15 protein-coding genes and 2 tRNA genes are annotated in these 17,664 nt (G+C 54.9%); all 17 read left to right on the top strand.

Annotated features, from left to right (window positions below):
* Window positions 1–50: 50 nt before the first annotated feature.
* The 17 genes from ENH71_RS12555 (at window position 51) to ENH71_RS12475 (ending at window position 17,661) form a co-directional block, all read left to right on the top strand.
* A tRNA-Val gene (locus ENH71_RS12555) sits at window positions 51–127 on the top strand.
* An 88-nt stretch (window positions 128–215) separates the two neighbouring features.
* Window positions 216–2,135, top strand: a complete 1,920-nt coding sequence (gene thrS / locus ENH71_RS12550; protein ID WP_294137850.1) for a threonine--tRNA ligase — start codon at window positions 216–218, stop codon at window positions 2,133–2,135.
* A 54-nt stretch (window positions 2,136–2,189) separates the two neighbouring features.
* Window positions 2,190–2,720 carry a translation initiation factor IF-3 gene (gene infC / locus ENH71_RS12545; RefSeq protein ID WP_414704676.1) on the top strand — a complete coding sequence of 177 codons (531 nt, stop codon included), beginning with the start codon at window positions 2,190–2,192 and terminating at the stop codon, window positions 2,718–2,720.
* Window positions 2,721–2,790: 70 nt separating this feature from the next.
* A complete protein-coding gene (gene rpmI, locus ENH71_RS12540; protein WP_070115615.1) occupies window positions 2,791–2,985 on the top strand; it encodes a 50S ribosomal protein L35 in 195 nt (64 codons plus the stop codon).
* 26 nt (window positions 2,986–3,011) lie between these two features.
* Complete coding sequence (gene rplT / locus ENH71_RS12535) at window positions 3,012–3,368, top strand: 50S ribosomal protein L20 (protein WP_070115614.1); 357 nt, start codon at window positions 3,012–3,014, stop codon at window positions 3,366–3,368.
* Between the two features lie 88 nt (window positions 3,369–3,456).
* A complete protein-coding gene (pheS, locus tag ENH71_RS12530; RefSeq protein ID WP_294129734.1) occupies window positions 3,457–4,473 on the top strand; it encodes a phenylalanine--tRNA ligase subunit alpha in 1,017 nt (338 codons plus the stop codon).
* A gap of 44 nt (window positions 4,474–4,517) precedes the next feature.
* Entirely contained in the window at window positions 4,518–6,932 is a 2,415-nt protein-coding gene (gene pheT / locus ENH71_RS12525) for a phenylalanine--tRNA ligase subunit beta (RefSeq protein ID WP_294129736.1), read from the top strand.
* 2 nt (window positions 6,933–6,934) lie between these two features.
* Window positions 6,935–7,240: an integration host factor subunit alpha gene (gene ihfA, locus ENH71_RS12520; RefSeq protein ID WP_070115611.1), complete on the top strand. Its 306-nt coding sequence runs from the start codon at window positions 6,935–6,937 to the stop codon at window positions 7,238–7,240.
* A complete protein-coding gene (locus tag ENH71_RS12515; protein ID WP_294129739.1) occupies window positions 7,224–7,577 on the top strand; it encodes a MerR family transcriptional regulator in 354 nt (117 codons plus the stop codon). The genes ihfA and ENH71_RS12515 overlap by 17 nt, the downstream gene beginning before the upstream one ends.
* Before the next feature lie 252 nt (window positions 7,578–7,829).
* A complete protein-coding gene (locus ENH71_RS12510; protein ID WP_294129741.1) occupies window positions 7,830–10,754 on the top strand; it encodes a TonB-dependent receptor domain-containing protein in 2,925 nt (974 codons plus the stop codon).
* Between the two features lie 147 nt (window positions 10,755–10,901).
* Window positions 10,902–10,978 (top strand) — tRNA-Pro (locus tag ENH71_RS12505).
* A 194-nt stretch (window positions 10,979–11,172) separates the two neighbouring features.
* Complete coding sequence (locus ENH71_RS12500) at window positions 11,173–12,489, top strand: EAL domain-containing protein (RefSeq protein WP_294129743.1); 1,317 nt, start codon at window positions 11,173–11,175, stop codon at window positions 12,487–12,489.
* Complete coding sequence (locus ENH71_RS12495) at window positions 12,486–12,950, top strand: DUF6644 family protein (RefSeq protein ID WP_294129744.1); 465 nt, start codon at window positions 12,486–12,488, stop codon at window positions 12,948–12,950. The genes ENH71_RS12500 and ENH71_RS12495 overlap by 4 nt, the downstream gene beginning before the upstream one ends.
* Before the next feature lie 4 nt (window positions 12,951–12,954).
* A complete protein-coding gene (locus ENH71_RS12490; RefSeq protein WP_294129746.1) occupies window positions 12,955–13,443 on the top strand; it encodes a DUF6644 family protein in 489 nt (162 codons plus the stop codon).
* A gap of 15 nt (window positions 13,444–13,458) precedes the next feature.
* Entirely contained in the window at window positions 13,459–14,646 is a 1,188-nt protein-coding gene (locus ENH71_RS12485) for an acetyl-CoA C-acyltransferase (protein WP_294129747.1), read from the top strand.
* Window positions 14,636–16,321, top strand: a complete 1,686-nt coding sequence (locus ENH71_RS12480) for a protein adenylyltransferase SelO (RefSeq protein ID WP_294129748.1) — start codon at window positions 14,636–14,638, stop codon at window positions 16,319–16,321. The genes ENH71_RS12485 and ENH71_RS12480 overlap by 11 nt, the downstream gene beginning before the upstream one ends.
* 209 nt (window positions 16,322–16,530) lie before the next feature.
* Entirely contained in the window at window positions 16,531–17,661 is a 1,131-nt protein-coding gene (locus tag ENH71_RS12475) for an efflux RND transporter periplasmic adaptor subunit (RefSeq protein WP_294129749.1), read from the top strand.
* Window positions 17,662–17,664 lie beyond the last annotated feature (3 nt).

Here is a 17,664-nt window from a genome sequence, read left to right as displayed (position 1 = left end):
TCGCAGCAGTTTGGTCGGCGATTACTGTAAATAGTTGTAAAGCGAATTACAGGCGCGTAGCTCAGTTGGTTAGAGCGCTACCTTGACATGGTAGAGGTCACCAGTTCGAATCTGGTCGTGCCTACCACCTTTCTGCCCAGAAGACGGCGTCTCACGAGCCGCTTTTGGTGTTGCTTTTGTTTAAACAGACCCTTAACTGATAAACATCTCATCCTATGCCTGCAATTACTCTTCCTGACGGTAGTCAACGCAACTTTGATGCGGCCGTAACGGTTGCTCAAGTAGCTGAATCCATCGGTGCCGGACTCGCCAAAGCCGCTCTGGCTGGTCGTGTGGATGGCACTCTGGTAGATACATCGTATCTGATGACCGATGATGCAGAGCTGGCGATTATCACTGAGCGTGACCCGGAAGGCCTGGACGTGATCCGCCACTCCTGTGCGCACTTGATGGCACAGGCAGTGCAGCGTCTGTTTCCGGAGGCGCAGGTCACCATTGGTCCGGTCATAGACGACGGCTTTTTTTACGACTTTGCTTACGAGCGCGCCTTCACCCCTGAAGATCTGGAACAGATCGAAAAAGTGATGGGAGACATCGTCAAGGAAAATCTGCCCGTGTCACGGGAGGTGATGAGTCGTGATGACGCCATTGCCATGTTTGACAGCATGGGTGAGAAGTACAAAGTTGAGATTATCAGGGACATCCCGGGTAACGAAGAGCTTTCGTTTTATCGCCAGGGTGATTTTGTTGACCTGTGTCGCGGCCCGCACGTGCCCAACACCGGCAAGTTCAAGGCGTTCAAACTGACGTCGGTTGCCGGCGCCTACTGGCGTGGCGACTCAAACAACGAAATGCTGCAACGTATTTATGGCACGGCGTGGGGCGATAAAAAAGCCCTGGCCGATTACCTGTTCCGTCTGGAAGAGGCGCAAAAGCGCGATCACCGCAAAATTGGCAAGAAACTCGACCTGTTCCATTTCCAGGAAGAGGCCCCTGGCATGGTGTTCTGGCATCCCAAAGGCTGGTCAATCTATCAGACCATCCAGCACTACATGCAGAAACTGCAGAACGACAACGGTTATCAGGAGATCCGGACGCCTCAGCTGGTCGACTATACATTGTGGGAAAAATCCGGGCATGCTGACAAGTTTGCCGACGAGATGTTCAGTGTCGAGTCTGAAAACCGCATGTACGCCATCAAGCCGATGAACTGCCCCTGCCATGTGCAGGTGTTCAACCAGGGTCTGAAGAGCTACCGCGATCTGCCCTTGCGGCTGGCTGAGTTCGGCTCCTGTCACCGTTTTGAGCCCTCAGGTTCCATGCACGGGCTGATGCGCGTGCGCAGCTTTACCCAGGATGACGCGCATATATTCTGCGCCGAATCGGCGATTCAGGAAGAAGTGGCGCAGTTTATGGAGTTGCTGTTCCAGGTGTACAAGGATTTCGGTTTTGACGAAATCATCTTGCGCCTGTCCACCCGACCGGAAAAGCGGGTCGGCAGCGATGAGATGTGGGACAAGGCAGAGGAGGCTCTGCGCCAGGCGTTGAACAATAGCGGTCTGGCCTGGGAGTTGCTGCCCGGTGAAGGTGCCTTCTATGGCCCCAAAATCGAATTCTCACTGAAAGACTGCATGGGCCGTGTACAACAATGTGGCACGATTCAGGTAGATTTCTCCATGCCGGAACGTCTTGGCGCACAGTATGTGGCTGAAGATGGCAACCGCAAGGTACCGGTCATGTTACACCGCGCCATTCTGGGCTCATTCGAGCGCTTTATAGGCGTTCTGATCGAACATTATGCCGGCGCGCTGCCGGTGTGGCTGGCCCCCGAGCAGGCGGTAATTCTCAATATTACTGACAAACAGGGCGATTATTGTGAAAAAGTGCGTAGAATATTGGCAGAAAAGGGTTTTCGTGTCAGTGCGGACTTGAGAAATGAGAAGATCGGCTTTAAAATCCGCGAGCACACAATGCAGAAGGTACCGTTCCTTCTGGTGGCCGGTGACCGTGAAATGGAAAATGGTCAGATTTCCGTCCGCACGCAGGACGGCCAGGATCTGGGTACCATGACAATCGAGGCGTTTGCAGACCATCTGGCAACAGCGGTCACACGCTTGGGTCGTACCGGTAACTGAAGGTCGCAAGGCCGACCAATTTGAACTTATACAGGAGAGAAGACGCTGTCCAATATGAAGAGCAGTTCCAAAAAACCCGTCATTAACGAAAACATTGACGCCACGGAAGTCCGGCTGGTTTTGGCCGATGGTGAACAAAAAGGTGTTGTGACGATTGAGGAAGCACGAGCTGAGGCCGCTGAGGCGAAGCTTGACCTGGTGTTGATCGCTCCTGATGCCGAGCCACCAGTCTGCAAAATCATGGATTACGGCAAGCATGTCTTTGACATCAAGAAGCAGAAGGCTGCCAGCAAGAAAAAGCAGCGCAAGACACAGATTAAAGAAATTAAGTTTCGACCAGGGACGGAAGAAGGGGATTATCAGGTAAAACTACGCAACCTGATACGTTTCCTAGAAGATGGGGACAAGGCCAAGGTATCGTTAAGATTCCGCGGACGCGAACTCGCCCATCAGCATCTTGGTCTCGAACTGGTACAGCGGATCGCTAAGGATCTGGAAGAGTACGGTACCGTCGAGCAGGACCCCAAGATGGAAGGTCGTCAGATCGTTATGGTTCTGGCGCCGACGAAGAAGAAGAAAGCCTGACACCAGTCAGACTTTCAATTATCTAAACTGTATCGCCAGTGATGGCTGATAAATGCGGAGTAATACCCGAATGAGCAAGATGAAGACCCATAGTGGCGCCTCCAAGCGCTTCAAGAAAACAGCCTCTGGCTGGAAGTGCAAAAGCGCTAATAAAAGCCACATCCTCACCAAAATGACCACCAAGCGCAAACGTCATCTGCGCGGTACTTCTCTGGTTGCGGCCAGCGACAAACCGTTGATCGACCGTATGTTGCGTAAAATTTAATCATTTAGGATACCGAGGAGACTGATATGGCCCGAGTTAAGCGAGGCGTAACGGCACGTCGCCGTCACAAAAAGATTCTGAAAGCGGCAAAAGGTTACTACGGTGCCCGTAGTCGTGTTTATCGCGTAGCGTTCCAGGCGGTTATCAAAGCCGGCCAGTACGCCTACCGCGACCGTCGTACCAAGAAGCGGGTATTCCGTTCACTGTGGATTACGCGTATCAACGCGCAATCACGTGTCAATGGTATGACATACAGCCAGCTCATCGCTGGCCTGAAAAAAGCCAACATTGCTGTCGATCGTCGAGTTATGGCTGATCTGGCTGTGCATGACAAAGCAGCCTTTGCCGCGCTGGTGAATCAGGCAAAAGCCGCACTGGCGTAAGTAAAAACGTTACCTCTTGCAGAGCCGGTCCGGGTTTTCCACTGTCCCGTTCCGGCTTTGTGCATTCATGGTATAAGCGGATTAATCCATGACTGATACAGCAACTCTGTTAGACACAGCCCTGCAAGCCATCAACGCGACGCACGACGAACGCGAGCTGGAGCAATTGCGGGTTGATTACCTGGGCAAAAAAGGCCAGTTGACTGACCTTCTGAAAGGTCTGGGCAAATTGCCGCCTGAGCAGAGACCTGCTGCCGGCGAATCAATCAACATCGCCAAACGCCAGGTTCAGGAAGCACTCGATATACGGCGAAAGCTGTTGGTCGAGCAGGCGCTTGAGTCACAGCTGGCGAAAGAAACCATTGATGTCACCTTGCCGGGGCGACGCCAGTCCGCCGGTGGTCTGCATCCGGTCAGCCGCACTATTGACCGGATTCAACGTCTCTTCGAATCGGCTGGTTACAGCGTAGCTGAAGGCCCCGAGATAGAAGATGATTATCATAATTTCGAGGCACTGAATATTCCGGGCCACCATCCGGCCAGGGCCATGCATGACACCTTTTATATAAATCCGTCAACCGTGCTCCGCACACATACGTCGCCAGTGCAGGTCAGGGTCATGGAGCAGGGCAAGCCCCCGTTTCGCATGATTTGCCCGGGGCGGGTATACCGTTGTGATTCCGACCTGACACACACACCCATGTTTCATCAGGTCGAAGGCTTGTTGATTGCGGAAGACGTCAGCTTTGCCGATCTGAAAGGTACGCTGGAAGAATTTCTGCGGGCGTTTTTTGAGGCAGATCTGGCGGTTCGTTTTCGTCCGTCATATTTTCCGTTCACTGAACCCTCCGCTGAAGTCGACATGAGCTGTGTCATGTGTGAAGGCAAGGGTTGCCGCGTGTGCAAACAGACCGGCTGGCTGGAGGTACTGGGTTGCGGCATGGTGCATCCTTCGGTGCTGGAGGCGTCGGGCATCGACAGCGAGCAGTATCGCGGTTATGCCTTTGGTATGGGGGTCGAGCGCCTGGCAATGCTGCGTTACGGCGTCAATGACCTGCGACTGTTTTTCGAGAACGACCTGCGCTTCCTGAAACAGTTTAACTGAACTGTGTAACTCAAGCGGCACTGCAATCAAAAGAGCATTAAGACATGATCTTCACACAACAATGGATTCGTGAGTGGCTGGATGCGAGCGCTGACCAGGCGATCCTGACGCCGGAAAGGCTGGTAACCCAACTCACCATGGCGGGCCTCGAAGTGGATGCACACGGTCCGGTTGCCGCCACATTCAGCGGCGTCATCGTGGCACAGGTTGTTGATGTACAGCCGCACCCGGATGCAGACAAGTTGCGTGTCTGCACTGTCGATGATGGCACACAAAGGCTGCAGGTTGTTTGTGGTGCACCAAACGTATGCGCCGGTCTCAAAGTGCCGTATGCCACTATTGGTGCTGAGCTCCCGGGCGCAGATGAGGGCAAACCGTTTCGCATCAAGAAAGCCAAACTGCGTGGCGTCGAGTCCTTCGGCATGCTGTGCTCGGCGGCAGAGCTGGGCCTGTCCGAGGCGGCTGACGGTCTGTTTGAATTACCCGCAGAGGCCCCCGTCGGCACGGATATACGCAGCTATCTCGACCTCAACGACACCTTCTTTGAACTCGACCTGACGCCCAACCGCGGCGACTGTCTTGGCATCAATGGTATTGCGCGTGAAATAGGTGCACTAAATGGCATACCGGTAGCCGCTCCGGAGATGCCGATAGTACCCGCGACAATCGAGGATACCTTCCCGGTCAGCATATCAGCGACGGATGCGTGTCCCCGGTATCTGGGGCGGGTTGTTCGCAATATTGATGTTGCCGCACCCACACCGCTGTGGATGCAGGAAAAATTGCGCCGCTGTGGTTTACGCAGCATAGATCCGGTGGTTGATATCACCAACTATGTGCTATTGGAGCTCGGCCAGCCCATGCACGCCTTTGACCTGGCACGGTTACAACAGGAAATCTGTGTGCGCCTGGCCACGCCTGATGATGAGCTTGTGCTGCTGGATGGCAAAACTGTGCAACCTGATACTGACACCTTGCTGATCGCAGATGCCTCCGGCCCGTTGGCACTGGCCGGTATCATGGGCGGCGAGCACAGTGGCGTCACTGAAAACACACGCGATGTGTTTCTGGAGTGCGCGTTTTTTGCACCTCTGGCCGTTGCCGGCCGCGCCCGCCGTTACGGGCTGCACACTGATGCCTCGCATCGCTACGAGCGTGGCGTGGATTTCGGCTTACAGGCCATGGCGATGGAGCGTGCGACCTCACTATTGCTGCAGATATGTGGCGGCGAGGCAGGGCCGGTGACTGAGCAGTTGGGCGACCTGCCGGCGACGCGCGAAGTGTCCCTTAAGCCGACCCACGTCGCCCGGTTGCTTGGCATGACCATGAGCGACGAAAATATTATCAGTATTCTCAGTGGCCTGGGGGTTGAACTTATAGCACAATCTGACGATACGATGCGATTTTCAGTGCCTTCATTCCGCTTTGATATCAGCATCGAGGTGGACCTGATTGAAGAGCTGGCCCGGGTTCATGGCTACGACAAACTGCCTGTTACACGGCCGGCAGTACGCATGCAACTGCCGGAACAGCCAGAATCCGTCGTCAGCATAACTCGTCTGCGTGAGCGGTTGGTCACGCTTGGGTATCAGCAGGTCATCACCTATAGCTTCGTGGAGCCCGGTCTGATGGCGGCAGTGCAAGCGAGCCCGCCACCGGTACCTTTACAAAATCCGATTTCCGCCGATATGTCAGTCATGCGAACCAGCCTCTGGCCAGGACTTATCAGCACACTGAAACACAATGTAAATCGACAACAGTCCCGCGTTCGGCTGTTTGAGACGGGTCAGGTGTTTCTGCGCCGGGAAGGTGACCACGAGCAGACTATCCGACAACCCGAGATGCTGGGCGGCCTGGTATATGGCACCCGCGAGCCGATGGAATGGTCTCAGGGCCGGCAATTTGTCGACTTCTTTGACATCAAAGGCGATCTGGAAACACTGATGGGACTGACGGGGCATGCCGATACTTTCAGTTTCGCGAATGCCGAGCATCAGGCCTTGCACGCCGGACAGTGCGCCAGAATTGTACTGAATGGCAGACATGTAGGCCTCATAGGCGCTCTCGCGCCGCGGCTGCAGCGTGAGCTTGACTTCAGTCAGCGGGTATTCGTGTTCGAGATCGAACTTGACGCATTGCTGGCGGCAAAAGTGCCGGAATTCAGCCCCCTGTCCCGGTTCCCCGAAGTGAGCCGGGACCTGGCAATTGTCATCGAGCACCAGGTGTCTGCTCAGGCTTTGCGTGAGGTTTTGCGGGCGGAAGCCGGCGAATACCTTGTGGGGTTGCGAATATTTGATGTATTTCAAGGCGATGCGCTGGGTAAAAACGAAAAAAGTGTCGCCCTGGGCTTGACCTGGCAGCATCCTTCGCGCACTCTAGGCGACGACGATATCAATGTGATAATTGAGCGTTGTGTCAAAGGCCTGGAAGACAAATTTAATGCAAAGTTAAGGAAATGAGCATGGAGAAGGGCGCGCTGACAAAAGCTGAGATGGCTGAACGCTTGTTTGATGAATTAGGTGTCAATAAACGTGAGGCCAAGGAACTGGTTGAACAGTTTTTTGAGGAGATACGCCTGGCATTGGAAAGCAGCGAACAGGTCAAGTTGTCCGGATTCGGCAATTTCGATCTGCGCGATAAAAAACAACGTCCGGGCCGCAACCCTAAAACAGGTGAAGAAATTCCTATCAAGGCACGACGTGTTGTCACATTCCGGCCAGGCCAGAAGCTGAAGGCACGGGTAGAAAAGTATGCTGGAACCCAATAGCACCAAGGAACTTCCGCCAATACCGGCGAAGCGTTACTTCACTATTGGTGAGGTCGGTGAACTGTGTACGGTAAAACCTCATGTACTGCGCTATTGGGAGCAGGAATTTCCTCAGTTAAAACCTGTCAAACGTCGCGGCAATCGTCGATATTACCAGCGTGAAGATGTACTTCTGATACGCCAGATCAAATCTTTATTATATGAACAGGGCTTCACTATTGGTGGCGCGCGTCAACGCATGAATGGCCATCAGGAGACGACTGCCGGATCTGCGGTAGAGTCAGGTGAGCTCAAGCAGATGATCAAAGAACTGGAAGAAGCGCTGTCACTTCTCTGAATCCTGTCTTGCCACCCGGCGGTTGCTTAGCGCAGAACTAAGGTGCCGTATCGAACACTCGCCCGATCGAAAGTGTAACAATCCTTCACTTCTTCCCTTTACATCATTTTCTGCAGTGATATAGTCCATAACGTGCAAAAAGTGCCTCGGCACACCTTTAGCATAACAGGCAAAATATATTGCCGATCGATGTCATGCATCCCATCAGCATGGCAGACCGAACAATCATAATAAGCATCAAGAGGTCTATGGATGAAATCACGTTCTGTTTTTACCTACAGAGTCAGTCTGCTGTCCGCAGCGATTGCAGCCAGTCTACTCGTTCCCACGGGCGCCGCCATGGCGCAACAAACTGCTGAAATAGAAGACGTTCAGCAGGGAGCAACCGATATAGAAGAGGTTGTCGTTACCGGCTCCTTTATTCGACGTACCGAAGGTTTCCAGGCGGCGTCGCCCATTCTTCAATTTGACGCCGAAGACATTGCCACCGAAGGCACACCTAATATGGGTGATGTCATCAACAGCCTGAGTTTCAACCAGGGCTCATCAATTACCCAAAACTCCCTGACTGGCGCGTCCAGCACAGCCACTTCAATCAACCTGCGTGGTTTGGGGGCAGGTGCAACCTTGAATCTGGTCGATGGCATGCGTGTCATTGGCACCAACGTCAATACGTTTCTGCCACAGATCGCGATAGGCCGCATGGATATCGTGACAGATGGCGCTGCCGCGCTGTACGGTTCGCAAGCTGTCGCTGGCGTAGTGAACTTTGTACCGCGCAAGTCCTACGACGGTGTGCGCGTCGAAGTTTACCGCCAAGGTGATGACCGTGGTGATTATACCGATGACCAGGTCAGTCTGCTGGCCGGTACCGAGTGGAACGGTTTTGATATTGTGGTGGCCGGTGAGTATCGTACCAACGGTCGCCTGCGCATGATCGATCGTCCGGAACAGATGAATGCCGGCCTGACCTCGTCAAGCACACCCAATCCGGGCCGTTACCGGGTTCCGGTGCGTGACGAAAACGGCCAGCTGACCGGTGCCACGGCTGTGCGCTCCGACCCCAATTGCGGTGGCGTGCGTCAGGATCCTACCCAGGTTGGCAACAACCCCAATGGCTTCACGTTTGGCGGCCAATGCTGGTTTGACTTCGGTGAGTTCTGGGACTATCGCGCGGAGCAGGATTCCGCTCAGGCTTTCACTCATGTAACCTATGATGTCAGCTCAGACCTGACGCTGTCGGGCCAGTGGAGCTATTACAAGCGCTGGACAGCCAACCGGGGCTCTCCTTCCAACCCGGGTGGCCGTACCGGCGAACTGCCTGCGATCCGTGGTGAAATCCCTGGCAACCCGTTCCCCGCTCAGGATGCCAGCGGCAATCAATTGTATGCGCTTGATGCGAATGGCGATGGCGTGCCCGATCGTGGTCAGAATGGTCAGGTTATCCAGGATCCAAATGGCATCCCGTTCAATGAAGATGTTGAATTCTCTGCCTGGCGCCCCTGGGGCAAACACGGTACGTTGCCATCGCAGCTGGGGGCCGATGGCTCCACTGTTGGCTCCGGTCTGCTGTTCGGCTTCCGTACTGCGTTGACAGCTGATTTCACCGTTCCTTTTGTTGACGGCTGGGATGGTAAGGCGACCTACATGTATGCGCGCTCTACTGATAACAGTCGTGCCAACAACTTCAGCCTGGGTATGTTGACCCAGGGTCTGAATTGCGACGTGGTCAATGACCGGGACGCCTGTTTTAATCCGTTTGTCTCGCCAGACGGCAATAATCTGAATACGCAGGCTGTAGCCGACTCCACTTACGTTCAGAACCGGGTAGACGACGTCGACACCTTGCAGACGCTGGACCTGGTGTTTAACGGTGTGATTGCGCCGGGTGGTTTTGAGTTGCCGGGCGGACAGATTGGTGCGGCGATTGGTTATCAGCGTCGTGAAGACCGCTTCGATAATACACCCAGTCTGCACAGCCTGACCGGTGACGTATTTATCGGCACTCAATTGTTCCCGTTCAGCGATGGCCGTTCTGCGGACGCGTTCTTTGGGGAACTGGCACTGCCTGTGCTTGACAACCTGGAGCTTCAGGTTGCCTTGCGCAACGAGGAGTACAGTACCGGGCAGAGCTCGACTGATCCCAAGTTCGGACTTATCTACCTGCCGACTGACTGGATGTCGATACGTGCAACCAAAGGGACATCCTTCATTGCGCCATCACTCAACCAGTTGAATGCTCCGCAGTCCTGCGGTCTGACCAATGTGGCAGATCCGTTTACGACATTTGCTGCGTTCACCGCGAACTGTTCTCAGGGTAACCCTGATCTGGTACCGGAATCAGCGGATACCATGGGCGTGGGCATTACACTGAACCTGCTGGAAGGCATGACGCTCGATATCGACTACAGCGAGACCGATTTTACTGACCGTATTATCTCGTCAACCACCGCCGATATTCTGGCCTCGGACTTCTTTAACTTCCGTCAGGCTACTGGCTACTCAGGTACTGGCACACCGCCGATAGACATGGTTCGTTCCTGGGTTGCCAGCCCGCAATCTGATCCCCGGATCCAGCGCGACCCCAATAACGTGGCGCAGATAGACCGCATCATCAGCAGCGATACCAATGCATCCAGCATGCTGGTGGAAGCCATTGATATCAAGTTCGACTATCTGTTCCCGATTGCCGATCTGGGTATGTTCAATGTCGGCGTCGATGCAACATTCGTAGATACCTACCAGTATCAGCTGTCACCGGATCGTGAAGTGGTGGAAGCTGTAGGTAATCAGAATGCTCTCACCGGCGCGGTGCCGCCAATGCCGGAATGGAAGGCGAATGTGCGCTTGGGCTGGACGCAAGATCAGCACAGCGTCAATGTCACTGTCCGGTACCTGGACGACATGACGTTCGATTCCAGCAATTTCTCGTTCCAGCGGTTCCTGCCATTCAGCAACTACCGTGACGTTGATGTGCTGCGCGCGTCTACCATCACTGATGCCAGCTATAACTATCGCGGTTTGCAGGCATTTGGTGGTGAATTCGCGTTTACTGTCGGGGCACGCAACCTGTTTGACAGGCTGCCACAGAAAGTGCCGATGCTCGGTGGCATGGAGTCATTCCTGTATGACCCGACTGGCCGTATGGTATATGGCCGGGTGACGTTCGAAATGTAAGCTGTGTCCGTGCCGGCAGGCAGTAGTGCCGGCGCATTACATGGTCTTACAATAAAAAAGGCGGCCAGGTTCCCCCCGGGCCGCCTTTTTTATCTCTGCCCAGGCTTGCAAGCCGGCGCAGGGCAAGTATAATGCCAGCTCGATTTTCGGGGCGTAGCGCAGTCTGGTAGCGCACTACACTGGGGGTGTAGGGGTCGCAGGTTCAAATCCTGCCGTTCCGACCAAATACAGGGCATTCGGTACCATCAAAAATGCCTGCAAAAAAGAGAGCGAACCGCAGGTTTGCTCTCTTTTTTGTTTCTGCCTGTCAATTGTGTCCCGGCTTTATACCCTTTTGTTTCAGATGCTTGGATACTGGCGTTGAGCAGCGATCCATCGTAAACTCTGGGCATGAATCAGCCAGCAAAAAGCCTTTAATGTGAAAGCAAAAACTGAACATGGCTCCAAGCCTGCTCCCGAATCATCCGCGGCTGCCGACGTAGCAGGGTCGACGCCAGCGATGCCGGAGCTGGATACCGTTGAGGCACTGCAGGTCGAGAAACTGTATCGTGCCGGTGAAGTCATCATGCGACAGAATGAGCCAGGTGACTGCGCCTATTTTGTCCAAAGCGGGCTGGTCGAAATTGTGCTTCAGCGTCCGGATGGCAGCGAAATGGAAGTCGGCCGCCGTGGCCCCGGCACACTGATTGGCGAAATGGCCATTGTCGACGACGGGCCGCGCAGCGCCACCGTGCGCGCGCTGGAAGATTGCCGGTTGCTGGAGATATCCAAAGCGGATTTCAGTCGCGCGGTGAAAAACGCCAACCCCATTGTCGGTCTGGTCACCAAACTCATTCTGATGCGTTACCGGGATATCCTGCAGCGCTCGGAGAACGTTCGTGAGTTTGCCGGAGTCACCACCATGCTGGAGCAGCAGGAGCGCTACCACGCTGAAGAGAGCAGGGTGCTTGATGCAGTGCGCATGGCTAACGAATTCAAGGTGGCGGTCGCCAGACAGGAGCTATTTCTCGAGTATCAACCCTTCATAGAAATCGATAGTGGCCGCATCATAGGGTTCGAGGCGCTCATGCGCTGGCATCATCCAGTTTCCGGGCGCATGCGGCCTGATTTGTTTATCCCCATGGCAGAAGATACCGGATTGATTATCGAAGCCACACGCTGGGCGTTCCGTGAGTCCTGCAAGGCACTGAAGCGGATGATCACGCAAACCGGTGATTCGGCACTATTTATCAGTGTCAATTTTTCCGCGCAGGACTTCGACGACCCGGCGTTCCTCGATGAGATGCTGTTCACATTGCATGACACCGGCATCCATCCGTCACAGATCCATCTGGAAATCACTGAGCGCTTGCTGTTGAGGCAGTCCGAGCATGTCAAAAAAATTCTGTTGCAGTGCCGTGAGCATGATATGCAGATCGCCATTGACGACTTTGGTACCGGTTACTCGTCGCTAAGCTACCTGCACCAGTATCCGGTCACCACTCTGAAAATCGATCAAAGTTTTGTCCGCAACATGACCAGTGATGAAGGCGCTCTGGGTCTGGTGAAGTCGATCCTGTCTCTGAGTGAAAACATGGGGTTGGCGATCATTGCGGAAGGGGTGGAAACGCAGCAACACGTCGATATGCTGAAGTCTCTGGGTTGTCAGGTTGCACAGGGATTTTTCTTCGCCAGACCCGTGTCAGAACACGATGCAGCCGGCTTGCTGGCGGCGCAGCCCACGACCGCGCCATGACTGAATTGAGTATCAAGCTGCTGAGTACAGTGCCGGGGTTGCCTCCGATACTGCAAACCATCCACCTGTTGGGGCTGACGATGCTGATGGCATCGGCGGTTATGATGAATTTACGCTTGCTGAATCTCGCCGGTCGTGGTCAACAGCTGCAGGAGATGCTGCAGCGCCTGTTTCCCTGGGTGTTCTGGGCGTTGCCGGTCATGTTACTGAGCGGGTTGCCGTTTCTGCTTGCCCGTCCGCAACGTTATCTCAATAACCCGGTTTTTGCCTACAAAGCCGCCTTCCTGTGCCTGGCGTTGATACTGACAGCCGCACTCTGGCTTGCATTTCGCCGGGGCAGGATTCAACAACAAACCTGGTTGGTAAAAGCGCTGGCTTTGGTGTCTCTGTCAGCCTGGTTGATGACAGCCATGTCGGGGCGCTGGATCGCATACGCTGACTATCTGTTCTGGCCGGGATAATTCTATGTTGCAGCACGAATTCTGGCTCAATCTTGAATATACCTGGCTGGCTGAGCAAATTGGCGCCACCTGGCTGTTTCCTTTGTTTAATTCTCTGCACGTTGTGAGCATTACCCTGATGCTCGGTGCCTTGCTCATGCTCGATCTGCGTCTTTCCGGCGTGGCTGCCAATGTCTACCCGTATCGTACCCTGAGCCGGGATTTCCTGCTCTGGATCTGGCTGGCATTTATTGTCGCCGTCGTGACGGGACTTGGCCTGTTTATCACACGCGCCAGCGCGCACGTACTGAACCCTGCCTTTCAATGGAAAATGCTGTTGATGTTGCTCGCCGGGCTCAACATGCTGGTTTTTCATCGTCGTAGCCTGCGACTCAGCGAGGGTTGGGACAACGCCCGGTCCATACCTTTGTCAATACGGCTGACCGGCCTGGCTTCCTTGCTATTGTGGGCCGGTGTTATGCTGGGAGGACGCTGGATGGGGCATATCATTTAGAAAGGGAGAGGGAAGATGGGTGAAGCATATATTGTAGCCGCCGTACGCACCGCTTGCGGTCGCCGGAACGGGAGATTAAGCGGCATCCACCCGATTGATCTGGGCGCCGCAGTGGTAGATGAGTTGTTGGACAGAACCGCTTTACCTGCCGATGCGGTGGATGATGTGATCTTTGGTTGCGTCAGTCAGGTGGGTGCCCAGGCGGGGAATCTGGCACGCAATGTGGCACTGGCATCACGTCTTGACGTCTGTGTCCCTGGTGTGACCGTCGATCGTCAATGTGGCTCTTCGTTGCAGGCTATCCATTTCGGCGCCCAGGCGGTCATGTCCGGCACCCAGGATCTGGTCATCTGCGGGGGTGTGGAGAGCATGAGCCTGGTGCCAATCGGATCCAATATCAATGATACGCTGGACAAGGGCCGCGGAGTCCCCCGTGGTGAACGCATTGACGAATTGTATGCCGGCATTGAGTTCAGCCAGTTCAATGGCGCCGAGCTGCTGGCACAGAAATATCATATAAGTCGCAAGGAGCTGGACAAATTCGGCGTACTCAGCCACCAGCGTGCAGCGGAAGCCACCCAAAACGGGCATTTTCGCCGGGAGGTCGTGCCGGTGGAAGTGACACTGCCCGATGGCAGTATCGACACCCATGTGCTGGATGAAGGTATTCGCTATGATGCCAGTATCGAGTCCATGCAGGGGCTCAAAACACTGTTTGAAGACGGTGTCATCACCGCCGGTACTGCCAGCCAGATCGCAGATGGTTCTGCCGCACTGCTCATTGCCAGTCGGCGTGCGGTTGAAAAATACAATCTGCCGGTACGGGCGCGAATCCATACGCTGGTGGTCGTAGGCTCGGACCCGGAGATTATGCTGGAAGGCCCGATACCGGCGACTGAAAAACTGCTGGACAGAGCCGACCTGACAATAGACGACATTGATCTGTATGAAGTCAACGAAGCGTTTGGTTCGGTGCCGCTGGCGTGGGCCAAAGCACTGGGCGCAGATATACGCCGTCTGAATGTTAACGGTGGCGCCCAGGCACTGGGACACCCGCTGGGCGCAACCGGCGCCAAGCTGATGACCACGTTGCTGCATGAGCTGGAGCGTCGGGAAGGGCGATACGGGCTGGTCGCTATTTGTGAGGGTGGTGGTACTGCTAATGCAACACTGATAGAGCGGATAGATACCCTTGACTGGTAAACCCTGCAGCCTGGACAAACTGCGCTTCTGTAATCGATTCAGTCGGGAGTTGCCAGCAGATCCGATCACTGACAACTATTGTCGGCAGGTCAGTGGGGCAATTTTTTCCAGAGTGCAGCCGACCCCGGTCAAAGCGCCGGCTTTAGTAGCGCTGACCGATGAGGTTGCTGAGCTAATCGGCCTGTCTGCCGCTGATTGTGATCAAACCCGACTGGCCCGGGTATTGTCCGGCAATGAAATTCTGACAGGCATGGATCCGCATGCCAGCGTATATGGTGGCCATCAGTTTGGCCATTGGGCAGGGCAGTTGGGCGACGGTCGCGCCATCAATCTGGGTGAAGTGCTTGGACCCGATGACAAAACATGGACGCTGCAGCTAAAAGGTGCCGGCGCGACTCCCTATTCGAGACAGGCCGACGGCAGGGCCGTGCTGCGGTCTTCGGTTCGCGAATTTCTCTGCAGTGAAGCGATGTATCATCTGGGTGTGCCAACAACGCGCGCTTTGAGCCTGGTGCAAACCGGGGATAGTGTTGTTCGGGACATGCTTTATGATGGCCATGCCAAAGCCGAGCCCGGTGCTATTGTGTGCCGGGTAGCCCCCTCGTTTGTGCGCTTTGGGCACTTTGAGCTGCTGGCCGCCCGTGGTGACCTGAGCTTACTGGAAACCTTGCTGAATTTTGTGATCACCACTGACCAGCCGGCGCTGGGTGCCAGGTTGCGTGAAGGCGGCCCGGCGGAGCGTAAGGGCATTTACCTGGACTGGTTCACTCAGGTATGTCACGCCACCCGGGATATGATTGTGCACTGGACCCGAGTGGGTTTTGTCCATGGCGTGATGAACACTGACAACATGTCTGTGCTGGGCCTGACCATCGATTATGGGCCCTACGGCTGGATCGATGATTACAATCCGGATTGGACGCCCAATACCACTGACGCCGAACAGCGTCGCTATCGATTCGGTCAACAGGCTGCCGTTGCACGCTGGAACCTGTATCAACTGGCGAATGCGCTGTATCCCGTTATTCAGGATGCAGATGCGCTGCAAGCAATACTGCATACACTGCCGACATCTTTCGGGAATGCCAGGCAAGCGATGATGGCACAGAAGCTTGGCTTGTCGCATGAGGCGCTGAGCCACCCGCTGTACGGAGACTTGCTGGACGGGCTGGAGCGATTGCTGTGTAGTCAGCCAATCGACATGACAATATTCTATCGTTGCCTGATTGAGTTCGCCTGCCAGCATGAAACCGATGCGGACGCGGAACCGGGCGCAGTGTCATTGGCCCGCTCAGTCGCCCCCGCGCTATACCCGTCCGAAACAAACGGCTCGGCAGATGCGCATGGTAACGCCGTACCCGATGCCAACAATCTGCCGTTATTTCGGGACTGGGAAATATTGTACCGACAGTTTCTGCAGATACCCGCGTTTAACACTGCCAACAGACGGGCAACCATGAGTGCTGCGAATCCGGCATTTGTATTGCGCAATTATCTTGTGCAACAGGCGATAGACTTGCTGGAGCAGGGCGACAGAACCGAGTTTGATACTTTGCAACGGTTACTTCGCCAGCCTTATGACACCCTGTCCGCAGCGGATAAACGCTTTGCCGCACGGCGTCCGGCGTGGGCAAACAACCGGGCCGGCTGCTCGATGTTGTCGTGTAGCTCATGAGGCGATCTGCGACGGTGTATCGGGAGACAGATCTGGGGGCGGCCTCCTGTCGTATGTACTATGTTGTTTGCCGCATAAACAGCAATTGGTAACACTTTGTCACCGTTGTACCTTGCTTAGAATTGGGCTTTCGCGGATGCTACGCGATATTTGAATTTACCTTCAACACCGCTGAATCAGTGCGGCCTCTCAGGCCCGGGAGCTGGACCTTGCGATTTATCCTGCGTCATCCATTAGTAATCATTTTTGTTATAGCTGCGATAGCATTGTCATATGGCGTTTACAGTCGCCTGACCCAGGAGCCTGCCGGCGGTGGCGGTCCGGGCATGATGCGTGGCGGCATGGGGCCGGTCTCGGTCACTGTTGCTGTCGTCACCCGGCAGACACTCGCGGATGAAGTTGAGTCGATCGGAACGGCACAGGCCAATGAATCTGTCAATCTGACAGCGAAAGTCACCGACACCGTTACCGCCGTGCATTTTGAGGACGGCGACCTTGTTGAACAGGGCGATATTCTGGTCGAATTGACCAATAGTGCTGAAGCCGCCCGATTGTCCGAGGTGCAGTCCGAACTGGATGAAGCCAAACGGCAATACGAGCGACTGCAAAGTCTGATTGCTACCAATCTGATTTCACAGACTGACCTTGAGGTGGCACGAACCCGGTTCGCTACAGCGCAGGCCAGGCTTGAAGGGGTTGCTGCGAACATGGATGACCGGCTGATCAGGGCGCCATTTGCCGGCGTTTTGGGTTTTCGCAATATCAGCGAAGGCACCCTGGTAACACCCAATACGGTCATCACCACACTGGACGATATATCCACGATAAAGCTGGATTTTAACGTCGCGGAAGTGTTTTTCGCGCAGCTGGAGCCAGGTCTCAGCGTGAAAGCTAATAGTATTGCCTATCGTGGACGTGATTTTGAAGGAAAGGTGCAAAATGTAGGGTCACGCATCGATGAAGTGACACGATCCGTTCAGGTGCGCGCGGAAATCGATAACAGCGATCGGGTCCTGCGCCCGGGGATGTTATTGACAGTTGGCCTGACACTGAACGAGCGCGACACCATCGTGGTGCCAGAGGCGGCCCTGATTCCCAGCCAGGGACGCCAGTATGTTTTTGTGGTAGACGAGGAAAGCACGGCGCGGCGCGTTGAGGTCGAGATTGGTCGCCGGCAGCCGGGTCTGGCTGAAATTGTATCAGGTGTTGTGCCGGGGCAACGCGTCATAACCCAGGGCATTGCCCAGGTTCGTCCTGGCCAGCCTGTGCGTATCATGAATAGCGGTGACTCCAGTTCCAGCGCCGCCGGCAGAACCGCCAGCCCGGGAGATCAGACTTAAGAC

The sequence above is a fragment of the Pseudohongiella sp. genome (assembly GCF_011050365.1).
Classification (GTDB): Bacteria; Pseudomonadota; Gammaproteobacteria; order Pseudomonadales; family Pseudohongiellaceae; genus Pseudohongiella.
The sequence above is the reverse complement of the archived record's forward strand: the minus strand, read 5'-3'. Positions and strand labels throughout refer to the sequence as shown.